The following is a 25545-nucleotide window of genomic DNA, read 5'->3' on the forward strand; positions in this document are numbered from 1 at the left end:
GTCTGGGTTCTCGCTCCAAGTGTTCGAGGGCTTATTCAACGGACAGCGTCCGTGCACCACGGCTGCCAACCACCACCAGCGCACCGTCGGCGGACTGAGCGGCGCCGGTCACCGGGGTCGGTGCCGGTTGCTGAACCAGGTGCAATTGCGCGCCGGCACCCTGGCTGACCAGCATCTGCCCGCCCTGGGTGAACAAGCGGTAGTGGCCATGGGCATCGACGAGGCCGGCGGTGATGCTGACGTGCAGGCCACTGTCCAGCGGGGTCCAGTTGCGACCGCCATCGGTGCTGCGCAGCACATTGCCGCGCAAGCCGTAGACGAGCGCTTCCCCGGGTTTGCCGAGCACACCGAAAAAACTGCCCTGATAAGGTGTCTGCACCGCGTCGAAGCGCTGTTGGGTGTCATCCCACTTGAGCAGCAGGCCTTGCTCTGCGGCGATGTACAGCGCATCGCCGGTGGAGGCGATGGCGTTGAGGTGAAAGCCCTGCGGGTTGTCGGTGCGGTCCTGAAACGGTGTCCAGCTCTGGCCGCCATCCTCGGTGCGCAGGATCAGGTTGAACACCCCAACCACATAGCCGAGGCGGTCGTTGGCGAACCAGACATCGAGCAACGGTTTGTCGGCGCCCTGCGCAATCAGGCGCTCACCTTCGGCGACCAGCAATGGCCATTGTTGATTGCCAGGTTCTGCACCGGCCAACGCCTGGTAATGCTTGACCAGCAAGGCACCGATCTGGCGGCCGTCCAGTTGCTTGCGCCAGGTCGCACCCGCGTCACTGCTGTGCAACACCACGCCGTCACCGCCCACCGCCCAGCCTTGGGTGGCGGAAGGAAAACTCACGGCATTGAGGTCGGCGCTGACCGGCACCGCTGCCTGCTGCCAGTGTTTGCCGGCATCATCGGAATACAGAATGTGGCCACGCTGCCCGACGGCAACCAGCCGGTCGCCGGCGCGGGTCATGCCCGATAGCGGGCTGTTGATGGCCAGGGCGCTAACCCTGGCCGGCAGATCCAGCACGTCGACATAAGCGGACGCCTGGCTCAGGCCTTGCAACATTGCAAGCAGAGCGCCGAGCGCCAGCCGCAGATAATTTTTGTACGAACACATACCGCGTCCTCTTCGGATAACCGCGCAGGGCACACGTCCGTGTGCCTGACATTCCAACCTGGGGTCACGGTTTGTTCAGCGAATCCCGCTACCGGCCAGGGATTCCGACGACCACTGCGCCTTGGAGAGCGGCTCGATGTACTTGATGCCGCCGTAAGGTCCGACCACGCCATTGATGTTGTAGGAACCCCCCACCAGGTCGTAGATCATGAAGGGCGTGGAATCCGGGGTCTGCTTGTCGTAGCTCTGGCTGAGGAACGCGAAGGAGCCACGGTACAACTGACCACGGGCGTCGTACTGGTCGGAGGCCAGAGCGGTCCAGCTGTCTTCATCCAGGTAGAATCGACGCTTCTGATAGATGTGCCGGGCGCCGGACTTGAGCGTGCCCTCCACCACCCAGACCCGGTGTTTTTCCCAGCGTACGTAGTCCGGTGACAGGTGATTGGCGGTGGTCAGGGATTTTGGGTCCTGGGCGTAGGTCAGCTTGTAGGTGTTGTACGGCACGATCATTTCCTGCTTGCCCACCAGCTTCCAGTCGTAGCGGTCCAGTGCACCGTTGAACACGAAAACATCGTCGTAAGTGCCCGCGCCGGCGGTGCCGGGGTTAGGCGTGTCGTACGCCAGGTTCGGTGCCAGCTTGACCCGGCGCTGGCCCGGCAGGTATTGCCAGGCGCGGCGCGGTTGCTGCAGCGGATTGGCGGCGTCCTTGAGCATCACCGCTTCACCGGCCCGGCGCGCAGGGCCGGTGTAGGACAGCTTCATCTGGTAGTACACGTCGGCGCTGCTGATCGGCTGCGCCAGGTTCTCGTAGATCGGATAGGAGATGAACGCCTGCCCGGTGGTCGCCAGGCTCGGTACGCCAGCGGAGTCGACGTTCCAGGAGTCGTACTTGGAATTGATGCTGACGCCCTGAAAACGCAACAGGAAGTTCCACATCACCTCGTGACCCGTCTGCGGAATCGGGAACGGCACGCCGGGCAGGACGTTATCGACGGCCAACCCGCCCTCGAGGGACTTGGCGCCGGTGGCATTTTTCACCCCGTTGTCCAGCACTGCCTTGGGCAAGGAGACTGTACGGTGGGTCGGGTAGACATTGACGTGGAAACTTGGGAAACGTTTGGCCAACTCCACCGTGGTTGCACTGAGCAAGCCCTTGTACTGATCGACGTTCTTGCCGTCGATCACCAGCAACGGTTTTTCGTTGGCGAAGGGATCCGGACGCATGCTGTCACCGGCTTTGAAACTGGCCGGCGGCATGGTCAGGCCTCCGTCATAGGCGGGGATCGATCCGTCGGCATTCCCGGCTTTTTCAGCCCCGACCAAGGTCAGGCTGGTGCCGAGCCTGGCGGCTTCCTGAGCCGATACAGCGGCCTGTGCCTGGGCGGCAATGACCATCGCCAACGAGGCGGCCAACACGGTTTGCACACATTTCATCTTGTTATTCTCCTGCTTACTTTGAGCAAGCCAGTGGTGAATCAAAAAGTGGTTTTCATCGTCAGGTAAACGGCGCCACGGTCCTCAGTCGTGGCACCACCACCGGAGAAGGCCGAGTAGCCGCCGCCGTAACACGCGTAGTTTTCATTGCCGCTAAAGGCATTGGGTGTGGAGCCGTCTCCGCTGCCGGCATTGGCCGCGCCCGTGCTCAGGCCACTGACGTCGCACTTGTCGGTCTTGCCGAAGGAGTCCACGTACTTCAGGTCGATGAAGTATTTGTTGTACACAACCGCACCCACGCCCACGGCATAGTTACCGGTGTCCTTGGCACCGCCACCGGACACCGGCGACACGCCGTCGAGGCCGACGTTGATGGACATCGGTGCGTTGAGATCGACCCCGGGGAATACCTGGTACCAGGTCGGTGTGAAGTTGACCGCGATGCCCCAGTTGTCCCGGGTCGGCTGGTCGATGCCGCGATAGGTGTCCTGGCCCTTGTAGAGCGCTTCGTTCTTGCTATCGAGCTTGAGCAGGTTGCTGTAGTACAACTCGGCGAGCAGGCTGGCCGAATCGAACACCGGTGTTTTCGGGAACGTCATCAGGCCGTTGAGCGTCCAGTGCAGCGTGTCGCCGGTGGCACTCAGGCTGTCGCCCTTTTGCGGGGTGTCATAGATCACACCGGTGGCCGCCGTGCGGGCCGGTAACAGCCCCAGACCGGCGCCCAAACCCCGTGGCCCCGTCGAGCTGACAACGGCGGGAATACTGGCCAGCGGCATGTTGTGACGAATGTTCAGGTCCGACCCCACGCTGATACCACCCACATCCTTGGACAGGCTCAGGCCGACGATCTGAATGTTGTCGGCATAGGCCAGTTGATAGGTGCTGGTACTCAACGAATTGAGGGTGTTGACCACCGCCGGCACCATGCCGGCAGGTGGGGTGCCGTTGGGATTGGCCGACGTCAGCCCGGTGGCGTTCAGCCAGGCTTGCGGCAGGATTTCCGAGGTATTGCGGTAGTACACGCCGAGGGTGCCATCCAGCCAGGCCGGCGACCACTTGGCCATCACGCCCCAGTCGCCGCGCTTGTCCGGCGTCAAGTCGTGACCGCGACGCACATTGGTCAGCCCGTTGCAGGGCGCCAGACCACAACCCAGCGGGCTGCCCGGCACCACGCCATTGGTGTTGCCCAGCAGGAACGACTGCGCACCGAAGCCGACCAGATCGGAACCGCCATAGTAAGTACCGGCTTCAGGCAGGCGGGCGGCATCCCAATCGAGGAAATACTGAGCGGCCACGGTCAACTCAGGATTGACGGTGAACGACATCGACAACTGGTTACGCGGAACGAACAGTTCCTTGGCTTCGGTTCCCGGCGAGGCGGCCAGTTTGGCCAGGTCCAGCCCGGACTGGCCGTAGCTGATCGAGTGCACCGGGTTGAGAATCGTCTCACCCCAGAACACGTTGTGTTGACCGGCCTTGACGCTCAGCAAGGACTCCTCGCCCACTTCGGTGCTGTAGAACACGAAGGCATCGAGGATTTCACCGGAAGGACCGGTGTAGTAACGCTGGGCATAGTTGCTCAGGTGGGGGCTGCCATTACCGACATTGTCGCCCGTGACCCCGGCCAGGCGCGGATCGTTGGCGACCAGACCCGACCTTGCGTCATTGCCGTTGACGAACGGGTTGGAATTGGAACCGGTGTTCTCGTAGGCCTTGTCATACCAACTGGCGGCGCTGACGCGAAAGCCCATGTGGTTCTGGTAGACCACATCCATCTCGGTCAACAGGTCAATGCGGTTGGTGATGTTGGTTCCGGCCTTGCGGAAGTTGTAGTCGCCGTCGTTGTTGTTCGGTGTCGCCAACAGGCGCTTGTCGGCGCTTTCGGTGCGCACGCCGTAGTTGTACTTGACGGTGTTATCCAGGCGCGCGGTCCAGTCCGGGTTACCGGTATCGAGTTCGACCGCCTGGGCGACCGGCACGGTTGCGGCCAGAATGGCCGAGGCCAACAAGGTGCATCGCGAAGGCGCGAACCCGTGACTCTTATTGTTGTGCATTGCGTTGTCTCCGCCTTTTTGTATTTGTTTTAAGCGCAGCCGCCCTCGCGCGACCCCTTGTGCCAGGGGTTTGCGTTTTTCAGGAGTGAGGGCAAATGCCGGATGGCTGGGGCCAACCGGCGCCTGAACTAGCGATCCAGCTCCAGGATGAGTGCTTCGGCACGAGGCCAGTGGCCAAAACCTGCAGCCGGATTGAGATGACCCACCTCGCCCATGTTGAGCAGTTCGCTGCCCCAGCCTTCAGCCAGCCGAGTGACGGCGGCCAGGCTGGCGAGGTGGTCGTTGGTACTGGCGGCCACCAGGCTGCGAAACGGCAGTGGCCCTTTGGGTAGAGGGTTCCAACCCTGGGTACGCAGGGTTTCGGGGGATGGATAGCCTTGCGGCCAGTTGGCATCGAGATCCGGTGGCGCGGCCAGCAGAGCGCCCTTGATCGGCCGACGGTGCTGCGCCGCCCAGTGCGCGACCATCAACACACCGGCACTGTGAGCCACCAGAATCACCGGCCCATCGATCTGCTCCAGCTCATGCTGAATCGCTTCGACCCGCTTGGCGCAATCGAGCTTGTCGGTGGCGAGCGGCGGCACGCTGCGCACCTTGCTCAATCGAGCTTCAAGCAACGTCTGCCAATGTTCGGCAACGTGCTCGCGCAGGCCCGGTACGATCAGAACGGTTGCGGCAGTTTGCAGTTTGTCCACGTCAACACCTTCGCTTTCTCGATGACTCGACTGGCTCTATCGGCCAGGGGCTTTTTGTAGGACTGACATTAAAGAGCGCCCACCCGAAGCGCTTTTCATTGGACGTCAGGCACTTTTCTTTTCATGACAAATTTCCAGGGATCGGCACGCGGCGACCATTGGTCGTAAATCCCCTCAGGTTCTCTGCGGGTCACTGTAATCAACGGGTGAGCGTCGATTGCGCCACGACAACGGGGGTGATTCTGGACAGATTTGAGCGAGCGCCCTCGACAACCTCACAACTGTTCAATTGCTGATGGGCTGGATATAGTCGCCACGCTCATTTAAATCGCAACCGGCCCAGGAAAGACCTTCGCATGCCCAAGCTTGTTCGCGCCGCCGTCTTGACCAACTACCTGGAGGTCACTCAATACCTGGGGTTCAACCCGCGCGATGTACTGGCCGGCGTCGGCCTGAGCAAAGCCCTGCTGCAAGCGCCCGAACACCGCATTCCCATTGATGCCGCGGTACGCCTGCTGGAAGATTCGGCCGCCGCCAGCGGCTGCCAGAATTTCGGCCTGAGCATGGCCGAGTCGCGCCAGCTCTCGGACTTCGGCGTGGTCAGCCTGCTCCTCAGCCACCAACGTACGCTGCGTGATGCCTTGCAGGTCGTGGTGAATTACCGTCACCTGATGAATGATTCGCTGGCCATCTTCATTGAAGAGGCCGACAAGATGGTGATCATTCGCGAGGAGGTGGTCACCGAATCGCCCATGCCCTCCCGCCAAGCCACTGAGCTGGCCATCGGGGTCATGTTCCGCCTGTGCGCCGCCTTGCTCGGTACACACTGGCACCCCTACAGCGTCAACTTCACGCACCAGCCTCCAGACAACCTGCAACTGCATCGCCGCCTGTTCGGCTGCAATCTGGAGTTCGGCAGTGAGTTCAATGGCATTGTCTGCTCCGATGCCAGCCTGGACATGACCAATCCCCATGCCGATCCGGCCATGGCGCGCTACGCCCAGAGCTACCTCGACTCGCTGCTCAACCACGAAGGCCCGTCGATACTGTTCGAGGTGCGCAAAGCCATCTACCTGCTGCTGCCGATGGGACGCGCCACCATCGAGCAGATCGCCCAGACCCAGGGCATGAATGTCCGGACCCTGCAGCGCCGCCTCAAAGACGACGGCTGCGCCTTCAACGACCTGATCAACGACGTGCGCCGCGACCTGGTGCTGCGCTACCTGGACAATCCGAATTACTCGCTGGGCCGGATCGCTGACATGCTCGGCTATTCCATGGCGAGTTCCTTCACACGCTGGTTCATCACCCAGTTCGGCATGCCGCCCGCCGCTTGGCGTAGCGCACAAAAGCACACCGCCTCAAAGCCGCTCTCTGGCTCCAAAGAGTCCTGAGCCAGCCGAACCTGCGAATAATCCGTGGCTGGCGCGGGCAAAGCCCGCTGCGGATTCCGCCCCATACCCGCATTCATTACCTGAAGGTTTTTCTGACAGCCTCAGGCTTCAACCACCCCATCCCGATCCTACAAGCGATTAAGCCGCGACTGGCAGCATCACCTATCCCCCAACGCGCACCGTTATCCCCAGAAACCAATCACTGATTTGGCGCCCAGGGATGGGCTTTCGCTAAAGGGATGCATCCATGGGAAAGGACTTTGGCGGTTACCACTGCGCCGTCTGCCGCGAGCGCGCTCTGGCAGAACGCGCCCGACGGCCTGTGCGCAGACCGGAGCAGGCAGAGGAACAACGCAAATACGACGAAATGATGGCCCGGCAACGGACACAGGCAGAGCAACTCAACGAGGCGTGGGAAGCCAAGGTTGCGCGCGAGCAAGCCGCCATTGTGAAGGTCACTCTGCGTATCGGGGTGTTTTTTGATGGCACCGGTAATAACCCGTTCAACGTGGAGATGGGGCGCAAGTGCGGGGCTCATCATCCGGTGTCGGCGCAGGATATGGAGGGGAGTTGCAAGCCATATATGCAAGATTCTGACAGCAGTTATGGAGGTGAAGTGACGAATGTTGCGCGGTTACATGATTTGTATATGGCATCTATCGACCAGGGAAAAATCATCCAGCAAAAAAAGGCATTCGATAAGGTCTATGTCGAAGGTATTGGTACGACCGCAGGCGGGCAAGACAGTCTGCTGGGCATGGCTTTTGGTCGGGGTGAGACCGGTATCGAAGCTCGGGTATTTGACGCATTCGGCCAGATCAAACGCCGGTTACGCAACTTTCATCAGGTCTTCCCGGACATCCAGATCAGCTCCTTGACCTTCGACGTGTTCGGCTTCAGCCGTGGCGCGGCTGCCGCCCGACATTTCGCCTGTTTGTGCCTGTCCGGAACCAATAGCCCGCTTAGGGAAACGCTGTACTTGCCGAATAGCCTGTTCGCCCGGGGCTTCAGCAAGGTCTTTGGTGAAGGGGTCAACATCGGGTTTGTCGGCCTGTTCGACACCGTCGCTTCCGTGGGTGGCCTGAGTAACCTGGGTTATGTGCGCAGCCCGGTAGCCCCCGGGGTCAAGTTGTATTTGATGCCGCGCTTCTTCCCCAATGTTTTGCAACTGGTGGCACGGGACGAATACCGCGCGAACTTCGCCCTCAACAGCGTCGCTCCGGATCATCTGGAAATCAGCCTGCCGGGTGCTCACTCGGATATCGGCGGTGGTTACCGCGAAGACATCGAAGAGTGCGTGTTACTCAACCCCATGCAGGCCTTGGAAGTCAGTGAGTTCACCGACGTAAAAACCACTTCGATCTACCGCGAGGCCCAACAGGAACGGGCGAAATGGCATGCCAAGGGCTGGCCAATGGAGATGCTGGAGCTGATCACCCCAAATCCGGTAAAGCTGCTGCCTGAGCCAAGAGAGCAGAACGCGCCAAAACAAAAACGGGTATTTGTCGGCTTACAGCTACGACGTAAGATCGGTGCCGGGCTGTCGCGGGTGTACCTGCGGGTTATGTATGAAGCAGCCAAAAAGCATGGGGTTGAATTTGACGATCCTCAGGAAGATCCCGAATTAGCACTACCCGCGGAACTTGAGTCAATGTGCGAGCGGTTTGTCGCCGGTGATTACCGCGTTACCGCCGCCGAGGAGCAATTGCTGAAGCTGCACTACATCCACCAGTCAGCGCACTGGACCCCGACTTTCCTTTCGGGGCCTCGCATCAGCCGATTCGAACTGGTCTATGCCCATGTCCCAACGGCAGATGCCGTACGGGTGCACCATCCTCATGTACCGGAATGGACGCTGTAACCATGAAAATTCTGATCCTGTTACTGGCGCTTGTATCGATAAGTGCCTGCCAACCCGTCGATCCGCTGTCGGCCAAAAACGACTACAGGACATCCTGGTGGTACATCGGCTTCACCGAGCCCGCTCATATGACGGTATGGGTCGAGACCTCCGCTGTCGAGGATATAAACGGGCGGATTTTTTACAATATCGCTGCAGGGGTAGCGGGTAGCAGCGACCACGAGAATGGCACTGAAAATGCGCGGGGCTGGGTGGGTATTGGCGGCGCCGGCAAGCCCGTCACAGGCGCCGACCTGCCCAAGCGCCTCTATGTGCGCTGGCAATCGATTGTCGAGCGCAAGACCTACGCGGGCTGGATCGATATCTCCGAGTCCACCCGCGATATCATGCGCAACTCGACAGCCCAACGTTGCCACGAGACCCCAGAGTTCACCGCCAACCCAAGTGCGGCCCTGAATCTGGGGCTGGCGCCGGGGGGCATCATTCAGGTCTGGGTCTGGGACGATTGTTTCCGCGCCCACAAAGTCGACCGTGGGCAAGTCGGTATCGAGCCGTTAGGCCCCTATCAAGGCAAGTACAACGGCTACCACAGAAAGATCAAAGACTCGTCCAAGCGCTACATCGAACGTTTCGGCATTCCCTATGGCAGTTGGTGACGACGTATTGTTGTTCCTGAACCGGTCAAACAAAAAAAACGGCGACTGCTGGCACAGTCGCCGTAAAAGAACCGGTGTCAGGGACACCGGCCGAGAGTCCCACCGCGCCATGGAGGCAACGCAGTGCAACGCCGCTCGTGAATGAAAGTCCTGTGGCGAGGGAGCAAGCTCCCTCGCCACAGGATTTTGTGTGCCTACAGCCCCCAGCGCAGCAACAGCAACACCAGCACAACCAGGAACACCGTCTCCCCCACCATCAGCAGAATGGGTTTGATGCCAACCGCCGCCAGCTCCTTGAGCTGAGTCTTCATGCCCAGGGCGCTGATGGAAACCACCAGGCACCAACGCGACAATTCATTGACCGATCCCTGCACCACCGGGGCTATCCAGCCAGTGCTGTTGATACAGGCCAGAATCAGAAACCCGACGGCGAACCATGGCAGCAGCGGCGGTCGTTTGCCGGCCGGGTCGGCGCCCTGCATGCGGGAAATCATCGCGGCGCAAACGATCACCGGCAGCAGCATCGCCACCCGCATCAACTTGACCACCGTGGCGGTATCGCCGGTCTCGGTCGACAGGCTGTAGCCGGCACCGACGACCTGGGCAACATCGTGGATGGTCGCCCCCAGGAACACCCCCGCCACTTGCGGCGACAACGACAGCCAATTGGCAATCATCGGGTACACGATCATCGCCAGGGTCGACAGCGCCGACACCCCGATCACCGTGAACAACGTCGCGCGTTCTTTCTGCGGATGGTTGGGCAATGCCGCCGCCAGCGCCAACGCGGCGGATGCACCACAAATGGCGGTGGCCCCACCGGTGAGCATGCCGAACAAACGCTGGAACCCCAGCGCCTTGGCCGCGATCACCGAGACGCCGATCGTCACCGCCACCACAATCACCACCAGCGCCACAGGCTTCCAGCCCAGCGCGGCCATCTGTTCGAGGGTGATGCGCATGCCCAATAACGCCACGCCAATGCGCAACACCGTGCGGGCCGTGAATTCGATGCCCGCCTTGCAGGCACCATCACTGGCCAGGAAGTTCAGCGCCATGCCCAACAGCAAGGCAAACAGCATCACCGGCGCACCGTAATGCTCGGACAAAAAGGAGGCGGCCGCCGCCACGATCAGACTGACGACAAAACCCGGTGCCAGTTCGCGCGTTCGGCTATGGATACGGGTGAGCGCGATCGCGTTCATGGCGCGGACTCCTCGCAAGCGATGACGATGAATGCCTGGCCGTCGATGATCTCGACGGGGTAATTGGCGACTTTGAGCACGGTTGAATTGAGCAGATAGCCGCTGCGCAGATCGAAGCGCAGGCCATGGGCGCCGCATTGAATCACCCGCCCTTCAAGGCGCCCGCCACACAGCGAGGCACCCTGATGGGGGCAACTGTCGTCGATGGCGAACAGGTCGCCTTCGACGTTGAATAACGCCAGGCTTTTGCCATCGAATTCGAACAGCGCACGACCACCTGTCTGCGGGAGTTTTCCAGCGGGCACGGGGATTCGAAGACTCATGCCGGTTGCCGCGCGCGATGACTGTCGAGCAAGGCTTCATGCATGGCGCCAAGCAGCACTTCGGCAGGCTGCGCGCCCACTACCGTCAAGCGACGGTCGAACTGAAAACTGGGCACGCCGCTGGCTGCTCCCGCCTCGTTGCCGATGTAAGGATCGCCGTCGCCTTTCAGGAAGGGGGCCATGACATCAGGGTCGAAACCACACGACTGGGCGATGGCAAGCAAGGTCTCCTGGCAGCCCAGATCCTCACCGCTCTCTGATCCCTGAAGCTGGAAATAGGCTGCGAACAAACGCTCAAGCAAAACATCACGTTGGGCGCTATTGCCCAGCACGCTCGCACGCTCCAGCAAACGATGGGCGTCGGCGGTATTGGGCATGCGGGTGATGCGGCTCAAATCGATGGGCACGCCCGCCGCCATCGCAGCCTGCTGCACCTGGGCCTGGCGCATCGCTACGGCTTCAGGACTGCCCAGACGCTTGAGGTAAAAATCGGCGAAGGACCCGCCCTGTGCCGGCAGCTGCGGCAGCAATTGCACCCCGTGCCACACCGTGGTGATTTCCACGTCGGGTTGCTGGATACGCAGCAGGTCTTGCGCGCGCTCCAGTTGACGCTTGCCGATCAGGCACCAGGGACAGATGAAATCGAAAAACACATCAATACGTAAACGACTCACAACTTCACCTCTAACACCGCTTTGCCAATCGAATCGTGGACTTGCTCGCCCTGAAGCCGGGCCATGTCCTTGTGGTAATGACACTTGGCGTAGAAGAACACGGCCGCTGCCGCGATGCTGACCAGTGGCACCATTTGAAAAGCCGCCTGCAAGCCGATGAAGTCGGACACCCGGCCGGTGATGAACGGCCCCGGCGCCAGCCCCAGCATGTTGTTGGCCAGGGTCAGCGTGGCGAAGGCCGTGCCATGGACCGAGTAATGGGTCAGGTTGGCAACCATGGCGCCGCAAGGGCCGGTCGTGCCGGCGGCAATCAACATCCCCAGGCAGATCAGCACCAATTGCACAGGCCCTGCCGGGAGCGCGAATGCCGCCGACAACAGCAGACAACTGCCCAGGCAATAGGCGATGGCCAAAGCGACTTTGCGCTCCGGCGAATGGCGACACAGGCGATCGCTGAGCATGCCGCACAGGATCATCCCCGCGCCGCTGCACAGCACGATGATCGCCGCGACACCGCCCGCCTTGTCCGTGGCCATGGCGTAATAACGATTGAGGTAACTGGGCATCCACACAATCACGGTGCCGCCGACAAACAGTTGCAAGCCACTGCCAATGTAGGCAGCGATCACCGAGCGGCTGGAAAACAGCGTGCGCAACGGACGCTTGACCGCCGCAGCCGCCTTGTTCGCCGCCTGCGCAGCACGTTGCGGAGCGATGCGTGCTTCCTTGACGATGACCGGGTAAAGCACCGCCAGCAGCAGGCCGAACAGTGCCATGCCGGCGAACGACCAGCGCCAGCCCAGTTTGGCGGCGATGGCACCGCCCAGCGCCATGCCCAACACCGAACCGAACATGCCGCCCGCCATGAACGCACTGGCCAGGGTGGCACGCATGTGTTTGGGAAACACCGAAATCACCACCGCGATGCCGACGCTGCCATAGGCCGCTTCGCCGACACCCACCATGAAGCGGGCGATGAACATCTGCGGGTAGTCCTGCGCCAATGCGCAGCCCAGTGTGGCCAGGCTCCACAACAGCGCCATCAATGCCAGGCTTTTGACCCGACCGAAGCGATCCGCCAACAACGACAAGGGAAAGGTAAGCAGGCCGACCATCAAAGCGACAATGCCACTGAGCAGGCCGAGCTGACCGTCGCTCAGGGCCCACTCGCCCTTGAGCATCGGGAACACCGCATTGAGTACCTGACGCGACATGTAATCGGAAATCAACAGGCCGAACGTCAGTGCAAAGACGATCCAGGCGTACTTGCGCGCAACGCCGACGCCACTGCCGTCGTCATCGTCTGCGGCGATGGGGTGAAAGGCCATGCAGCCTCCTCGAAGCTTTGTTTTATTGTTGTTATCAAGCGTGTCGCAGTGCCGCGAGCGGGAGGCCATTGACCGCCCGCCTCGTCTGCCGATCAACCGCGTTGCGGCACACCTTTTTGCCCAGCCTTGCGGTTGGGGGCCATGCCATTGGCCAACAGGGTTTCTTCGATGCTTGGGTACTGCACACCGATGCGATAGATCTCGCGGGCTTCTTTGCCCGTGGCGATTTCGCGACCCAGTTCATGGGCGATGCGTACGGTTTGCTCGATTTGCTGCACCGAGCTGAAACGCTTGCCCTTGTGATCAATGATAGTGTCTTCGATGCCTACACGCGGGTGCATGCCCATGGCCAGCGCCATGGTGTTGAACGGCAACACGTTCTTGAGCAGCGACTCGGCGGTCAGGGTGCAGCCATCCGGCGCACGGTGGATGAAGTTGAAGAAGTTGAACGGATTAGGGCCATCGAAACCGCCGCCGATGCCGATCCAGGTCAGGTTCAACGGTCCCCTGTACACGCCTTTGCGCACCAGGCGTTCAAGGGTCTCCATGGCATGCATGCCAGTCAGTTGGAAATGCGGCTGGATGCCGTTGTCCATCAGACGCTTGAGGTGTTCGGCGACCCAGGCTGGGCCAGCCGGTACGGTCATTTCGCTGTAAGCCGCCTGATAGGCAGGATTGGCCAGGGACGTGCCTTCCAGGTATTCCGGATACAGCAGCTCCATGATGTTCATCTGGGTGGTGTTGATGGCCACCGTGACCTGATCCGGTTTTGGCGTCAGCTCCGCCAGCATGTGGCGCGTATCGTCAGACAGCCACTTGGCCGCTTCGCCATCGCTTTCGGGTGCGAAGGAAATCGAACCGCCGACCTGGATGATCATGTCCGGCACGGCTTCACGCACGCCGGCGATCAACTCGTTGAACTTGGACAGACGCTTGGAGCCCTTGCCGTCCAGTTCACGCACGTGCAAGTGCAATACCGTGGCACCCGCCTCATAACAATCGACCGCTTTCTGCACCTGTTCATCCATGGTCAGCGGGATGTCTTCGGGAAAGTCTTCCGGCATCCACTCCGGGCCATACGGAGCCACGGTGATGACCACCTTTTCCATGTTTTCCGGGTGCAGGGAATCGTCGAAGAATTGCATGGGTTACTCCTGTTCTTATGATTGTTCCGCACGCCCAGATCGTGCCGGGCAGGCGTGTCTACGAGAGCGAATGCAGTTGCGGTCGATCAGTAAGTCTTGTCGCCGATGATGCCGGCGCGTTCCATCTTGCGATGGCACGGCGGGTAATCCATCACGGCGTAGTGCTGGGTACTGCGGTTGTCCCAGATGGCGATGCTGTTGGGTTTCCAGCGCCAGCGCACCTGGTACTCGGGGATGTACGCCTGGCTGATCAGGTAGCGCAGCAGCTCGCTGGCGCCTGGGTTGGCGTCCTGGCCGAAACGCACCCGCTCGGGGGTGTGGTAGTTGCTCAGGTGGGTAGTAAAGGCGTTGACGAACAGCACCTTTTCGCCAGTCTCCGGATGAGTACGGACCACCGGATGCTCGGCATCCGGGTACATCGCCTTGAGCGCCAGACGCTTTTCAATCGGCATGGCGGCACCGAAACTCGCTTCGATGCTGTGGCGCGCACGCAGGTCGGCGATCTTCGCCTTTACGTCATCGGGCAACCGCGCGTAGGCCTCCACCATGTTGGCCCACATGGTGTCGCCACCGACTGGCGGGCACTCCACACAACGCAGCACACAGCCCATCGGCGGCGCTTCGCGCCAGGTTGCATCGGTGTGCCAGGCGTTCTCGTAACGGTCCATGGGCTGGTCCGGGCGCTTGTAGATGCGCACCAGCCCTGGATGATCCGGGTCACTGCCGGCCACCGGGTGATCCTCCAGTTCGCCAAAGCGCCGGGCGAAGGCCACGTGCTCGGCGCGGGTGATCTCCTGATCACGCAGAAACACCACGCGATGCTTGAGCAACTGAGCACGAATCTCGGCAAAAAGACCGTCGTCATGCACCGCATCGGCGAGGTTCACGCCCAGCAGTTCCGCGCCAATGCTGCAGGTCAATTGTTCGACTTTCATGGAAGACGGCTCCCTTAAATGACGAAAATCGATGAGCCCGTGGTCTTGCGTGATTCCAGGTCGCGATGGGCCTGGACGGCATCCTGCAAGGCATAGTGCTGGTTGATCTCGATCCTGATCCGGCCGCTGCCGACATGGCCGAACAACTCATTGGCCAACGCGGTTTTTTCCGCCGGGTCGGCGATGTAGTCGGCCAGGGCCGGACGGGTCATGAACAGCGAGCCTTTCATCGCCAGCAGTACCGGATCGACAGCCGGAATCGGACCGGAGGCCGTACCGACGCACACCATCAGGCCGCGACGCTTGAGCGAATCCAGGGAACCCATGAAGGTGTTCTTGCCAACACTGTCGAACACCACGTTGACACCAACGCCGTCCGTCAACTCGCGAACACGCTGGGCGACATCTTCATGGCTGTAATTGATCACATGGTCGCAGCCATGGGCCCGGGCGATTTCACCCTTGACCTCGGTGGACACGGTGCCGATGACGGTCAGCCCGAGCAGCTTGGCCCACTGCGACACAATCAGGCCCACGCCACCGGCAGCGGCATGCAGCAGAATGCTGTCGCCGGCCTTGAAGTCGTAAATGCGCCGCATCAGGTACGACGACGTCAGGCCGCGCATGGTCATGGCCGCGGCGGTCTCGAAACTGATGGTTTCCGGCAGCTTGATCAGCGGCGCGGCCGGGATCAGGCGTTCGGTGCTGTAGGCGCCCAAGGTATTGAGAAAACCGGTGTAGGTGACACGATCCCCCACCCGTACGTTGGTCACCCCCTCGCCGATCGCCTGGACCACACCAGAGGCTTCGACCCCCATGCCGTTGGGCATCGGGATCGGGTAGGTGCCATTGCGAAAGTAGGTATCGGCATAGTTCAGGCCAACCGCCACATGACGCAGACGCACCTGGCCCGGACCGGGCTCGCCGACTTCGACGTCCTCATAACGGAGGACTTCGGGACCACCGGTTTCGTAGAAGCGTACGGCTTTGGCCATTTTTCTTATTCTCCAGTCTGCAAGATTGGCGTGCAGCGTCGATTTGCGCTGACTGGACTGTAGGACGCCGCCAGAGGAGCCGCTTCTCATCAGACGACAATGGCTTTTCATTTGATGACAGTGAGCCGGCAGGCATCGATTGGCCACTCGTCGGGAGGCCTGACGCGACCAATTGACTTCGATGGGTGTCTGCGCAATTATTATTTACATCGCATACGATACAAACGTATACGACACATAAATCACATCATTCGAAACGTAGAGGATCCACCCCATGAGCAAGATCGAAAAAGTCCTGATGACCGGCAAGACTCACACCACCGTCAGCGCCGCTGGCAACACTTCGCGTGGCCATAACGGCAGCCTCGACATCACGCTGTCGACGCCTGGAAACGCGAAGCCGGCGCACGTGTTCACCGCTATTCAGCCACACCCAACCGCCGAGCAACTGTTCGCCGGCGCATGGTCGGCCTGCTACACCGCCGCCGTCGGGCTCGTGGCCAATGACATGAATGTGGTGCTGCCGTCTGATCTGTCCGTCGACATCGAAGTCGATCTGGGCCAGACCGGCGCGGCCTACTTCCTTCAGGCTCGATTGACGCTCCGCGTGCCGGGGCTGGCGCACGACGTTGCGACGACACTGGCGCACACCGCCGATCAAATTTGCCCGTACTCGAAAGCGACGCGCGGCAATATCGACGTGGCCCTGAACGTCCTCACGGCCTAACGCGCCACATATGTCGCATGCGCTTTAAGCGCATGCGAATAACAAAGCCAAGCCCATTCCGATAAAATCGTACACGAGGTATCTTTTGCCTTTGCGAGCCTTCAACTTGGCCAATGAGGAAGCACATGAAACGCACCGACAAGACCGTCCCCGCTGATCTGAAGCTCTCCGACTTCCTGTGTTTTGCGGTCTATTCCACGAACCTGGCCTTCGGCAAGGCCTACAAGCCGATACTCGAGCAGCTGGGGCTCACCTATACGCAATACATCACCATCGTTGCGCTATGGGAGGAAGACCACCAAACCGTGGGCAGCCTGGGCGAGAAACTGTTTCTCGAATCAAACACGCTCACACCGATCCTGAAAAAGCTGGAAGCGATGGGCTATCTGCAGAGGCAGCGTGACCCCGAGGACGAGCGGCAGGTGCGGATCAGCCTGACGAAGAGCGGTCGACAGCTGCGTGAAGACCGCCCCGAAATGGGCCTTTCCCACGCAACGGGCCTGACACCGGACGAGTTCATGCAGCTGCAGAACGCGGTAGTGAAGCTGCGTAATAATCTCATCAAATCGACGAAAGCCGAGGAATGAGCAAAGCAAATACCTTGATACCGGAATGAAAAACTGGCGCCTTATCGGCTAATGCCAGTCAGTTAAGCGAAACCCCTGTAGGAGCGGGCTTGCCCGCGAAAGCGGTGTGTCAGGCAACATCAATGTTGACTGTACCGACGTCTTCGCGGGCAAGCCCGCTCCTACAGGGGTTTCGTCCATGAGTGCTCCGCTTGCCGCCTCTCTTTGATATGTTTATTTTCATACAGTTGATTTGTGAAATATTTTATGTCATTTATACCCTCGCAAATCATCAGGACAGTCCACCTCGCCAGACCGGACGGCAGCCCCGAATCACCCCCAACGCCCCTTCCAAGGAGTCAACAATATGAACAAGACAGAACTTCTAGGTGCTCTGGCACTGTGCGCCGCAAGCTTGCTGGCGCACGCCGACGAGGACAGCCTGCGTATCGGCATCGAAGCCGCCTACCCGCCCTTCTCCTTCAAGACGCCGGAGGGCAATGTCAGTGGTTTCGATTACGACATCGGCAACGCGCTGTGCGCAGAGATGAAGGTCAAATGCGAGTGGGTCATCCAGGAATTCGACGGCATGATCCCGTCGCTCAAAGTGCGCAAGATCGATGCGGTGCTGTCGTCGATGTCGATCACTGAAGACCGTATGAAGTCGGTCGACTTCAGCAAAAAGTACTACCACACGCCGGGCAAGTTCGCGATGAAGACCGGCAGCGTGATCAACGATCCACTGGTTGATCTCAAAGGCAAGAAAGTCGGCGTGCAACGCGCCTCGACCTACGACCGTTTCGCCACCGAGCAGCTTGAGAAAGCCGGCGCCCTGGTGGTGCGCTACGCCTCACAGAATGAAGCCTTCCTCGATCTGGCATCAGGTCGCCTGGACGCCACGCTCGCCGACATCGTCAACACCGATGAGAGCTTTATCAAAACGCCAATAGGTAAAGGTTTCGCTCTGGTGGGGCCGGACATCAACGACCCGAAATACTTCGGCAAAGGCGCCGGGATCGCGGTGCGCAAAGGCGACAGCGCGAACGTTGCACGCCTGAGTGCAGCGATTGACGCCATCCGCGCCAATGGCAAATACCAGCAAGTGATGGCCAAGTACTTCGCCTTCGATATCTACGGCGAATAAGCCGTTACCCGAAACCCTGGCGCCGGCGTTTGCGGGTGCCATTTTTGGCTTGTCTCGCGCGCCTCCCGGCGCTCGTTTGAGGAACTTCATCATGCTTCACGGCTACGGATCGAGCATTCTCGATGGCGCCTGGCTGACCATTCATCTGGCCCTGACCTCCATGACCATGGCGATTGCCCTGGGCCTGATCGGCGCCGCCTTTCGTTTGTCGCCGTTTAAATGGCTGGCGGTGCTGGGCGAAGGTTATACAACCCTGATTCGCGGTATTCCTGACCTGGTGTTGATCCTGCTGATTTTCTACGGCGGCCAGGATCTGGTAAACCGCATTGCCCTCGCACTCGGTTACACCCGCTACATCGACATCAACCCCTTTATCGCCGGCGTCTGCACCATGGGCTTCATTTTTGGTGCCTATCTCTCGGAAACCTTTCGCGGTGCCTTTATGGCGATCCCTAAAGGTCAGGGCGAGGCCGGCGTGGCTTATGGCATGCGTGGTACCCAGGTGTTCTGGCGGATTCTGGTGCCGCAGATGATTCGTTTCGCCATTCCCGGGTTCACCAACAACTGGTTGGTGCTGACCAAATCCACCGCGCTGATCTCGGTGATCGGTTTGCAGGACATGATGTTCAAAGCCAAAAACGCAGCGGACGCCACCCATGAGCCGTTCACGTTTTTCCTCGCGGTTGCCGCGCTCTACTTGCTGCTGACCAGCGTGTCATTGCTGGTGCTGCGTTATCTGGAAAAACACTACTCGGTCGGCATCAAAGCCGCCGAACTGTGACGGGGAGCACAGCCATGATTCTCGACTACAACCTGATCTGGGAAAACCTGCCGCTGTATTTCAATGGCGCCTTGTTGACCCTGAAAGTTCTGTTGATTTCCCTGGCCGTTGGCCTGGTGCTGGCGATTCCTTTAGCGCTGATGCGCGTCTCCCGATCGCCGCTGATCAACTTCCCGGCCTGGCTCTACACCTACGTGATACGCGGCACCCCGATGCTGGTGCAATTGTTCCTGATCTACTACGGCTTGGCGCAATTCGAAGCGGTACGCCACAGCGCGCTCTGGCCTTACCTGTCCAGCGCGACCTTTTGTGCCTGCCTGGCCTTCGCGATCAATACCAGCGCCTATAGCGCGGAACTGCTGGCTGGCAGTTTGAAGGCCACGGCCCACGGCGAGATCGAAGCCGCCAAGGCCATGGGCATGTCGCACTTTACCTTGTACCGCCGCATTCTCTTGCCGTCGGCCTTGCGCCGGGCGCTGCCGCAGTACAGCAACGAAGTACTGATGATGCTGCAGACCACCAGCCTGGCATCCATCGTCACCCTGGTCGACATCACCGGAGCCGCTCGTACGGTCAGTTCGCGGTTCTATCTACCATTCGAGGCGTTCATCACCGCCGGCCTTATCTACCTGGCCCTGACCTTCATCCTGGTTCGTCTGTTCAAGCTGGCCGAGCGCCGCTGGCTGGCCTATCTGGCACCGCGCAAGCACTAAGGAGTTTTATGAAGCACATTCAATACCTCTTGCCGTGGAGCACCTCGGGCACAGAACGACGGCTGTCGCTGTTTCGTTTTGGCAGCGGGCCGCGCAAGGCCTACATCCAGGCCTCCCTGCATGCCGACGAGCTGCCGGGGATGCGCGTCGCCGTCGAACTCAAGCGCCGTCTGCAAGAGCTGGAAGAACAAGGTCGCCTGACCGGGGTGATCGAGTTAGTGCCGATGGCCAATCCGATCGGTATCGCCCAGATGTTCCAGGCCACCCATCAAGGTCGCTTCGAATTTTCCAGCGGGAAGAATTTCAATCGTGATTTTCCGGAGCTGGCCGAAGCCGTAGCGCCGCTACTGGCAGGCCAATTGGGCGACAACGCCGACGCCAACATCGCCCTGATCCGCCGCGCCATGAACGATGTCCTCACCGACATGCCGGCACCGACATCGGAACTCGATGGCCTGCGCCGCCTGTTGCTGCAACATGCCTGCGCTGCCGATGTGGTGCTGGACCTACACTGCGATTTCGAGTCGATCATGCTGCTTTACGCCATGCCGCAACACTGGCCGCGCCTGCGCTCATTGGCCGCTCGACTGGGTGCCGGCGCCGCATTGCTGGCCGAGGATGCGGGCGGCAGTGCCTTTGATGAAGCCTGCGCGATTCCCTGGTTACGTCTGACCGAGCTCTTTCCTGAAGCCAATATTCCGCTGGCGTGTGTGGCCACCACGATCGAACTGCGCGGCATGGCTGACACCGAACGCGAGCAATGCGTCGATAGCGCCCAGGCCATTCTCGGCTACCTCGCCGAGCAAGGCCTGATCAGCGGTGACTGGCCGGCCGCGCCACCGACCGAGTGTGAAGCGACGCCATTCGCTGGCGCGCAGTACGCCTATGCGCCGCACCCCGGCGTGGTGAGTTTTCTGCAACCGCTGGGTGCCCGGGTCAGGGTCGGCGATCCGCTGTTCGAAGTGATTGATCCGCTGACTGATCACCACAGCGTGGTACACGCCAGCACCGACGGCATCCTCTATGCCCGCGAACGTCTGCGTTTTGCCCAGCCCGGTTTGTGGTTGGCCAAAGTGGCCGGCAGTACCCCTATTCGCCAAGGCCGTTTGCTCAGCGACTGATTCCAGAGAGTTGAAACCATGTACAAACTTGAAATTCAGGACCTTCACAAAAGCTACGGCACCCACGAAGTGCTCAAGGGCGTGTCCCTGGAGGCGAAGGCCGGTGACGTGATCAGCCTCATCGGCTCCAGCGGTTCCGGCAAAAGCACCTTCCTGCGTTGCATCAACCTGCTGGAGCAACCCAACGCCGGCAACATCGTGCTCAATGGCGAACCGCTCAAACTGGTGGCCAACAAACTTGGCGGGCTCAAGGCCGCCGAACCCAAACAGCTGCAACGCATGCGTTCGCGGCTATCGATGGTGTTTCAGCATTTCAACCTCTGGTCGCACATGAGCGCCCTTGAAAACGTCATGGAGGCCCCAGTGCATGTGCTGGGCATGAACAAGAAACAAGCCCGGGAAAAGGCCGAGCACTACCTGAACAAAGTCGGCGTGGCACACCGCATGGACGCCTGGCCGGCGCATATGTCGGGCGGTGAGCAACAGCGTGTAGCGATTGCCCGGGCACTGGCCATGGAGCCGGAAGTGATGCTGTTCGACGAGCCCACTTCGGCACTCGACCCCGAGCTGGTCGGTGAAGTGCTTAAAGTCATGCAGGATCTTGCGCTGGAGGGCCGGACCATGGTGGTCGTGACCCACGAAATGGGCTTTGCCCGCGAGGTCTCGAACCAACTGGTGTTCCTGCACAAAGGGCGGGTCGAAGAGCGCGGCAATCCGCGAGAAGTGCTGGCCAATCCGCAGTCCGAACGTCTCCAGCAGTTCCTGGCCGGCAGCTTGAAATAATCATACACTCCAACCAATTTATGCCCCCGCGCAGAACCCTGTAGGAGCGTGGCTTGCCCGCGAAGCGAACACTGCGGTTTTTCAGGCATTACGCGTTATCGTTCTTCGCGGGCAAGCCACGCTCCTACAGGTTATGCGCCCGCCCCCAGCCCCATCTCCAACCCTCAGGAACTGTAGAGCCGGACATGCCGACCCCTTCGAAAAACACCACGGTCTATGCCGCGCCGGTAATGCGTAAACTGGCGGAAATCGTTTCCGATCTACAGCCTTCACTGCGCAAGGTAGCGGATTTTATCCTGCGTCACCCGCTAAGGGCCGCGACGCTGACGATTGAAGAAATGGCTCATGAAACAGCCACCTCGCCAGCAGCCGTGAACCGTTTGGCCAAGGCGCTGAACCTGGGTGGTTACACCGGCATGAAGGCCGAGCTGGTCGCGACATTGCAGCAGATGGTGTCGCCGGTCGACAAACTGCGTAACGAACTGGCGCATCGTCCTGACGGCGCATTTGGCCTGCATGAGCAACTCCAGAGCGCCAGCAGTAACCTCGCCACGGCGGCGACCAACAACCATGCCGACACCTTTGAAGCGTTCGTCACCCGCCTGACCGAAGCGCGAAAAATTTACATCCTGGGCTTTGGCAACAGCGTCTACTTCGCCGGCCTCGCCGCCTCGACCCTGATGCCCTTCTGTGCGGACGCCACCGCCATCAGCATGGAGGGCGGCAACGAAAACGCCGCTTACCGCCTGGCCGCCATCACCGATCAGGACGTATTGCTGGCGATCTCCCTGCCGCGCTATTCCCTCGACACCCTGCAACTCGCGCGTTTCGCCAATGAACGCGGCGCCTCGGTGCTGGCAATCACCGACTCACCCGCATCGCCGCTCACCAGCATTGCCGAACACGTGCTGTTTGCCCCCGCCGACCATCCGGTAATGACCAGCTCCAACATCGCCGTGCTCGCCTTGATCGAAGGATTGGTGGCGGGCGTGATGGCGCGCAATAAAGAAGCGGTCAAACTGGCGACAGAACTGACTGAAAGTGTGATGTCTTATTTGCATATCCCTTCCAGCAGTAAATCGTCGAAGAAGTGATGTTTGTTGGAGGGCGAGAAAAATCAAACTGGGGCTCACCCAGCCAGGGCCTAGCACTCCGTGCCTGGTAAAGAGCCAAAGCTGGGTGAGCGGTGAGAACTCTATCCAGCGTTGCACCCTGTGTCCCGAACACAATTCTGAATAAACCTGAACAGCCTGCTGGTGAACGGCGGGCGATGCGGCGGCGGGATGTTACGAGAGATGGAAGGAAGAAGAGATGCCGGGCCTCCATGAAGTGCGGGCGCTGTCGCTGCGCCTGTACAAAAAAGCGGGAAAGGATGGGCAGAAAATCGCAGATCATGCGAGCGAAGGCATGACATGACATGACATGACATGACCAAAAACTATCGGTGGGACCACGTAGAAATAGTCTGGTCCGAGGCAATTCCAGACCTGAATATCAGCGAAATCACCAGGTAGTTTTGCGCAGACCTGAAACGAGAAAAGGGGATCAAGCCACTAAGTGCTTGATCCCCTTGCCACTGGCGCAGCACCTACCTGCCCTTGTCATAAGGATCGCATGTGCGGATTAGCTGGAGTTTTTGGGGCCTCAGGGGGTGCCCCCCTAACTGCCCCTCAAAAACGCAGGAATGGTACAAAAAGTGGTACGAGACTTCAGATCGATTGCGACGAGCATGATTTCAGCTACGACCTTTACGACTGAACAACCAGCGCCACGTCAGCCTGACGATAACTGCCCGATGCGGACGAAACTGCGGCCTATAACCGCCCACCTGCATCAAATCCCAGAATCGGTTGCTATCGAGCGCTGGCGAACTGAACACGGCCGTGGAACTCGGCGCCGGAGACGTAACCGGCAATTCCTCTAACTTGAGATGATGATAGCGGCATGGTCAAATAAGTGATGGCCTTTTGCTACGGAGATCTCAGTTGAAGCAGTACCGCGGATTAATCATTTTTTTTTCGGCAATGATTTTACTCTTTGTCCTGGTCCAAGTCTGGCACGCACAGTCTGCTCCGGAGGAGAAAAAGCAGGAGCGAGAACGCCAGCTTAAAGGGCTCGCGCTCATCATGAATACCGAATCCCGAAAGATGTTCGATGAATCAACTCGCCTCGATTCGGTAACCTACAAAGATGGGATCATGCATATCTCATACACGCTCACAAAAGTCTCGAAAAACGAAGTCGATTCCGATGCATTTGCTAAGGACACAAAAGCCGTTGCCGCGTCTGTATCCTGCGCTGAAAAAGGTCTAGGACCCTTCGTGAAGTCGGGGCTTTTGGTTAATTACACCTTCAACGACTCAAGCAACTCACCGATAGCCGACTTTCATATAGGCAGGTCCGACTGCCTCTAAAGGTCAGCACCTGAAGCCCGCCTCTCTCGCGGTTTTTTTATGCGTGTCGTACCCTCTACGGGATCCGCGCAACTCGCCATCCCCCTCCCAAACACACCCGCATGCACTCCCCTCCGCGCCCAACGGCAACCAGCGGAACGGATGAGTGCAGCCGAGTTTTGTTGGATCAACACCCGCCACTTTGGAGGCGACCATGTCAGCACTACCCAAGGCTCAGATTCAATACGACAACCTTCTGCCGCCTCCGGTGAGCGAAGACGACCTGGTGGAGATTCAATGGCTGGAAGCGAACGCTGAAAACCTGATGCGAGGCTTCGTCGTCAGCTGGGGCATCCGCACAGATCGCGGTGAAGTGACCCAAGCCGAGCTTTACAAGGCTGTTTAGGACCATGTGAACTGTCAATACCGGTTGAAAACTGACCCACCCTACCGAAGTAAAACTGACCCACCCCGGCGGTGTTTGAGGTCTGATTATTTCCGTGGCAAGGCTGTTTCTCTCGGCACCACCTGACCTGATTTCAGCTTGTCCTTCAGCCGATAACTCTGTCCGCTGCAAAGACTCCATGTGCTCGACTCCGTGATAGGCATGAGAAATTGGCCTTCACCATGTAGAATTCCCTCGCCAACAATCCAAGGACAAGGGTATGAACAAAAAAGTAGCGGCAGGACTCCTCACTTCCATTGGACTCATCACCAGCGCACACGCCGACACCTTCACAAGCGCCGAAATCTGCAAGGCAGCTATTTCCGTGGAGATGGGCCGACCAACAAAAACGATGAAAACCAAACATTCAGACCCAAACCCGGAGATTTTCTATCGGCGTCCCGACGGAGACTCATTTCGGTATCGATGCCAGGTCAGTGAGGACCGTGTGATCTGGTCTGCATTCATGGAAGACGAAAACGAATGGGGCCGATGGAGAAGTCGCTACTCGGAGGGGGACGCGTCGACGACGTACTCGGTATCCAACGGTGTGCTGACGATAAGCAACGATCAATCGGGCGACAAAACCTTCAAGAAGAAAGATTTCTGAAACCCTGAAATAGGAACGCATGTCTTTTTAATTAATTCGTGTCTTCCCAGCAGCAGGGTTACTGAATGCTGAAGAAACAGCCGGAAAGAAAAGTAGCGACTGCTGCTGAAATTGAGCGCTCCATCCAGGCCCTGAACAAAATGGCAGAACGCCTTTGGGGTGATGGCCGGGAAGCTGAGGCTAAAGCCCTGCTTGATGCCTTGGACGCACTAAACCGGGCGCTTGATCGGATCAGGATTGGAGAGAGCCGAAGGATTTCGACTCTCCATTAAGACGCACTTGAACGCTAACGAACAACAAGAAAGTCGACGAACCCAAGGACGGGCGGGTCCGAAAAAGACTCACCTTACCCACAGATGTTTAGCTGCGCGTTTAAATACACCCGGTGTTACTTCATCGAGGCTACAACGCCTTGCGTCGTTGCCTACGCCTGCGCCAGAATCCGCCGGCTTGTGCGC

26 protein-coding genes and 1 pseudogene are annotated in these 25545 nt (G+C 59.5%); 16 read left to right on the forward strand and 11 right to left on the reverse strand.

What is annotated here, in order from left to right; genetic code table 11:
- Nucleotides 1-31: 31 nt before the first annotated feature.
- The 4 genes from HCU66_RS22940 to HCU66_RS22955 all read right to left on the reverse strand — a co-directional run bounded on the left by HCU66_RS22940 (nucleotide 32) and on the right by HCU66_RS22955 (nucleotide 5288).
- Nucleotides 32-1105 (reverse strand): WD40/YVTN/BNR-like repeat-containing protein, encoded by a 1074-nt coding sequence (locus HCU66_RS22940; RefSeq protein ID WP_205890714.1) that lies wholly within the window; start codon nucleotides 1103-1105, stop codon nucleotides 32-34.
- A 75-nt stretch (nucleotides 1106-1180) separates the two neighbouring features.
- Nucleotides 1181-2539, reverse strand: coding sequence for a DUF1329 domain-containing protein (locus HCU66_RS22945; RefSeq protein ID WP_205890715.1), 1359 nt, complete (start codon nucleotides 2537-2539; stop codon nucleotides 1181-1183).
- Nucleotides 2540-2580: 41 nt separating this feature from the next.
- Nucleotides 2581-4593: a DUF1302 domain-containing protein gene (locus tag HCU66_RS22950; protein ID WP_205890716.1), complete on the reverse strand. Its 2013-nt coding sequence runs from the start codon at nucleotides 4591-4593 to the stop codon at nucleotides 2581-2583.
- Nucleotides 4594-4721: 128 nt separating this feature from the next.
- Nucleotides 4722-5288, reverse strand: a complete 567-nt coding sequence (locus HCU66_RS22955; RefSeq protein WP_205890717.1) for an alpha/beta hydrolase — start codon at nucleotides 5286-5288, stop codon at nucleotides 4722-4724.
- A 356-nt stretch (nucleotides 5289-5644) separates the two neighbouring features.
- Between HCU66_RS22955 and HCU66_RS22960 the strand changes: the two genes are divergently transcribed.
- From HCU66_RS22960 to HCU66_RS22970, 3 genes are all read left to right on the forward strand, one after another.
- Nucleotides 5645-6682: an AraC family transcriptional regulator gene (locus HCU66_RS22960; RefSeq protein WP_205890718.1), complete on the forward strand. Its 1038-nt coding sequence runs from the start codon at nucleotides 5645-5647 to the stop codon at nucleotides 6680-6682.
- A 247-nt stretch (nucleotides 6683-6929) separates the two neighbouring features.
- Entirely contained in the window at nucleotides 6930-8543 is a 1614-nt protein-coding gene (locus HCU66_RS22965) for a phospholipase effector Tle1 domain-containing protein (protein ID WP_205890719.1), read from the forward strand.
- 2 nt (nucleotides 8544-8545) lie between these two features.
- Nucleotides 8546-9199: a DUF2931 family protein gene (locus HCU66_RS22970; protein ID WP_205890720.1), complete on the forward strand. Its 654-nt coding sequence runs from the start codon at nucleotides 8546-8548 to the stop codon at nucleotides 9197-9199.
- A 194-nt stretch (nucleotides 9200-9393) separates the two neighbouring features.
- Here the strand turns inward: HCU66_RS22970 and HCU66_RS22975 are convergent, their stop codons facing one another.
- The 7 genes from HCU66_RS22975 to HCU66_RS23005 form a co-directional block, all read right to left on the reverse strand.
- Nucleotides 9394-10404 carry a YeiH family protein gene (locus HCU66_RS22975; RefSeq protein WP_205890721.1) on the reverse strand — a complete coding sequence of 337 codons (1011 nt, stop codon included), beginning with the start codon at nucleotides 10402-10404 and terminating at the stop codon, nucleotides 9394-9396.
- The gene (locus HCU66_RS22980; RefSeq protein WP_205890722.1) at nucleotides 10401-10727 is read right to left on the reverse strand and encodes a Rieske (2Fe-2S) protein; all 327 of its coding nucleotides are present in this window, start codon (nucleotides 10725-10727) and stop codon (nucleotides 10401-10403) included. The genes HCU66_RS22975 and HCU66_RS22980 overlap by 4 nt, the downstream gene beginning before the upstream one ends.
- Complete coding sequence (locus tag HCU66_RS22985) at nucleotides 10724-11401, reverse strand: DsbA family protein (RefSeq protein WP_205890723.1); 678 nt, start codon at nucleotides 11399-11401, stop codon at nucleotides 10724-10726. The genes HCU66_RS22980 and HCU66_RS22985 overlap by 4 nt, the downstream gene beginning before the upstream one ends.
- Nucleotides 11398-12729 carry an MFS transporter gene (locus HCU66_RS22990; RefSeq protein WP_205890724.1) on the reverse strand — a complete coding sequence of 444 codons (1332 nt, stop codon included), beginning with the start codon at nucleotides 12727-12729 and terminating at the stop codon, nucleotides 11398-11400. The genes HCU66_RS22985 and HCU66_RS22990 overlap by 4 nt, the downstream gene beginning before the upstream one ends.
- A 92-nt stretch (nucleotides 12730-12821) precedes the next feature.
- A complete protein-coding gene (locus tag HCU66_RS22995; protein WP_205890725.1) occupies nucleotides 12822-13874 on the reverse strand; it encodes a beta-keto acid cleavage family enzyme in 1053 nt (350 codons plus the stop codon).
- Between the two features lie 86 nt (nucleotides 13875-13960).
- Entirely contained in the window at nucleotides 13961-14809 is an 849-nt protein-coding gene (locus tag HCU66_RS23000; RefSeq protein WP_205890726.1) for a TauD/TfdA dioxygenase family protein, read from the reverse strand.
- A 14-nt stretch (nucleotides 14810-14823) separates the two neighbouring features.
- Entirely contained in the window at nucleotides 14824-15804 is a 981-nt protein-coding gene (locus HCU66_RS23005) for a quinone oxidoreductase family protein (protein WP_205890727.1), read from the reverse strand.
- 274 nt (nucleotides 15805-16078) lie between these two features.
- Between HCU66_RS23005 and HCU66_RS23010 the strand changes: the two genes are divergently transcribed.
- From HCU66_RS23010 to HCU66_RS23065, 13 genes and pseudogenes are all read left to right on the forward strand, one after another.
- On the forward strand, nucleotides 16079-16531 hold the full coding sequence (locus HCU66_RS23010; RefSeq protein ID WP_205890728.1) for an Ohr family peroxiredoxin: 453 nt from the start codon (nucleotides 16079-16081) through the stop codon (nucleotides 16529-16531).
- A 125-nt stretch (nucleotides 16532-16656) separates the two neighbouring features.
- Entirely contained in the window at nucleotides 16657-17118 is a 462-nt protein-coding gene (locus HCU66_RS23015) for a MarR family winged helix-turn-helix transcriptional regulator (protein ID WP_205890729.1), read from the forward strand.
- A gap of 346 nt (nucleotides 17119-17464) precedes the next feature.
- A complete protein-coding gene (locus HCU66_RS23020) occupies nucleotides 17465-18241 on the forward strand; it encodes an ABC transporter substrate-binding protein (RefSeq protein ID WP_205890730.1) in 777 nt (258 codons plus the stop codon).
- Nucleotides 18242-18332: 91 nt separating this feature from the next.
- The gene (locus HCU66_RS23025; RefSeq protein WP_205890731.1) at nucleotides 18333-19022 is read left to right on the forward strand and encodes an ABC transporter permease; all 690 of its coding nucleotides are present in this window, start codon (nucleotides 18333-18335) and stop codon (nucleotides 19020-19022) included.
- A gap of 14 nt (nucleotides 19023-19036) precedes the next feature.
- The gene (locus tag HCU66_RS23030; RefSeq protein ID WP_205890732.1) at nucleotides 19037-19735 is read left to right on the forward strand and encodes an ABC transporter permease; all 699 of its coding nucleotides are present in this window, start codon (nucleotides 19037-19039) and stop codon (nucleotides 19733-19735) included.
- 8 nt (nucleotides 19736-19743) lie between these two features.
- Complete coding sequence (locus HCU66_RS23035) at nucleotides 19744-20856, forward strand: succinylglutamate desuccinylase/aspartoacylase family protein (RefSeq protein ID WP_205890733.1); 1113 nt, start codon at nucleotides 19744-19746, stop codon at nucleotides 20854-20856.
- 18 nt (nucleotides 20857-20874) lie between these two features.
- Entirely contained in the window at nucleotides 20875-21639 is a 765-nt protein-coding gene (locus tag HCU66_RS23040; protein WP_205890734.1) for an ABC transporter ATP-binding protein, read from the forward strand.
- Between the two features lie 185 nt (nucleotides 21640-21824).
- Nucleotides 21825-22733 (forward strand): MurR/RpiR family transcriptional regulator, encoded by a 909-nt coding sequence (locus HCU66_RS23045; RefSeq protein WP_205890735.1) that lies wholly within the window; start codon nucleotides 21825-21827, stop codon nucleotides 22731-22733.
- A gap of 181 nt (nucleotides 22734-22914) precedes the next feature.
- Nucleotides 22915-23153, forward strand: a pseudogene (locus HCU66_RS27215) (integrase); the annotation flags it as partial.
- Between the two features lie 471 nt (nucleotides 23154-23624).
- Nucleotides 23625-24053 (forward strand): hypothetical protein, encoded by a 429-nt coding sequence (locus tag HCU66_RS23050; protein ID WP_241015633.1) that lies wholly within the window; start codon nucleotides 23625-23627, stop codon nucleotides 24051-24053.
- Between the two features lie 193 nt (nucleotides 24054-24246).
- A complete protein-coding gene (locus HCU66_RS23055; protein WP_205890736.1) occupies nucleotides 24247-24438 on the forward strand; it encodes a hypothetical protein in 192 nt (63 codons plus the stop codon).
- A gap of 259 nt (nucleotides 24439-24697) precedes the next feature.
- Nucleotides 24698-25087, forward strand: a complete 390-nt coding sequence (locus tag HCU66_RS23060; protein WP_241015634.1) for a hypothetical protein — start codon at nucleotides 24698-24700, stop codon at nucleotides 25085-25087.
- Between the two features lie 65 nt (nucleotides 25088-25152).
- Complete coding sequence (locus HCU66_RS23065; protein WP_205890737.1) at nucleotides 25153-25359, forward strand: hypothetical protein; 207 nt, start codon at nucleotides 25153-25155, stop codon at nucleotides 25357-25359.
- The last annotated feature ends 186 nt before the right edge of the window (nucleotides 25360-25545 follow it).

It is taken from the genome of Pseudomonas frederiksbergensis, assembly GCF_017114915.1.
Classification (GTDB): Bacteria; Pseudomonadota; Gammaproteobacteria; order Pseudomonadales; family Pseudomonadaceae; genus Aquipseudomonas; species Aquipseudomonas frederiksbergensis_I.

Bases quoted from the DNA above. Each gene is read 5' to 3' on its own strand.
- HCU66_RS22940 (WP_205890714.1), bottom strand. From the start codon at position 1,105: ATGTGTTCGTACAAAAATTATCTGCGGCTGGCGCTCGGCGCTCTGCTT.
- HCU66_RS22945 (WP_205890715.1), bottom strand. From the start codon at position 2,539: ATGAAATGTGTGCAAACCGTGTTGGCCGCCTCGTTGGCGATGGTCATT.
- HCU66_RS22950 (WP_205890716.1), bottom strand. From the start codon at position 4,593: ATGCACAACAATAAGAGTCACGGGTTCGCGCCTTCGCGATGCACCTTG.
- HCU66_RS22960 (WP_205890718.1), top strand. From the start codon at position 5,645: ATGCCCAAGCTTGTTCGCGCCGCCGTCTTGACCAACTACCTGGAGGTC.
- HCU66_RS22965 (WP_205890719.1), top strand. From the start codon at position 6,930: ATGGGAAAGGACTTTGGCGGTTACCACTGCGCCGTCTGCCGCGAGCGC.
- HCU66_RS22970 (WP_205890720.1), top strand. From the start codon at position 8,546: ATGAAAATTCTGATCCTGTTACTGGCGCTTGTATCGATAAGTGCCTGC.
- HCU66_RS22975 (WP_205890721.1), bottom strand. From the start codon at position 10,404: ATGAACGCGATCGCGCTCACCCGTATCCATAGCCGAACGCGCGAACTG.
- HCU66_RS22980 (WP_205890722.1), bottom strand. From the start codon at position 10,727: ATGAGTCTTCGAATCCCCGTGCCCGCTGGAAAACTCCCGCAGACAGGT.
- HCU66_RS22990 (WP_205890724.1), bottom strand. From the start codon at position 12,729: ATGGCCTTTCACCCCATCGCCGCAGACGATGACGACGGCAGTGGCGTC.
- HCU66_RS22995 (WP_205890725.1), bottom strand. From the start codon at position 13,874: ATGCAATTCTTCGACGATTCCCTGCACCCGGAAAACATGGAAAAGGTG.
- HCU66_RS23000 (WP_205890726.1), bottom strand. From the start codon at position 14,809: ATGAAAGTCGAACAATTGACCTGCAGCATTGGCGCGGAACTGCTGGGC.
- HCU66_RS23005 (WP_205890727.1), bottom strand. From the start codon at position 15,804: ATGGCCAAAGCCGTACGCTTCTACGAAACCGGTGGTCCCGAAGTCCTC.
- HCU66_RS23010 (WP_205890728.1), top strand. From the start codon at position 16,079: ATGAGCAAGATCGAAAAAGTCCTGATGACCGGCAAGACTCACACCACC.
- HCU66_RS23015 (WP_205890729.1), top strand. From the start codon at position 16,657: ATGAAACGCACCGACAAGACCGTCCCCGCTGATCTGAAGCTCTCCGAC.
- HCU66_RS23020 (WP_205890730.1), top strand. From the start codon at position 17,465: ATGAACAAGACAGAACTTCTAGGTGCTCTGGCACTGTGCGCCGCAAGC.
- HCU66_RS23025 (WP_205890731.1), top strand. From the start codon at position 18,333: ATGCTTCACGGCTACGGATCGAGCATTCTCGATGGCGCCTGGCTGACC.
- HCU66_RS23030 (WP_205890732.1), top strand. From the start codon at position 19,037: ATGATTCTCGACTACAACCTGATCTGGGAAAACCTGCCGCTGTATTTC.
- HCU66_RS23035 (WP_205890733.1), top strand. From the start codon at position 19,744: ATGAAGCACATTCAATACCTCTTGCCGTGGAGCACCTCGGGCACAGAA.
- HCU66_RS23040 (WP_205890734.1), top strand. From the start codon at position 20,875: ATGTACAAACTTGAAATTCAGGACCTTCACAAAAGCTACGGCACCCAC.
- HCU66_RS23045 (WP_205890735.1), top strand. From the start codon at position 21,825: ATGCCGACCCCTTCGAAAAACACCACGGTCTATGCCGCGCCGGTAATG.
- HCU66_RS23055 (WP_205890736.1), top strand. From the start codon at position 24,247: ATGTCAGCACTACCCAAGGCTCAGATTCAATACGACAACCTTCTGCCG.
- HCU66_RS23060 (WP_241015634.1), top strand. From the start codon at position 24,698: ATGAACAAAAAAGTAGCGGCAGGACTCCTCACTTCCATTGGACTCATC.
- HCU66_RS23065 (WP_205890737.1), top strand. From the start codon at position 25,153: ATGCTGAAGAAACAGCCGGAAAGAAAAGTAGCGACTGCTGCTGAAATT.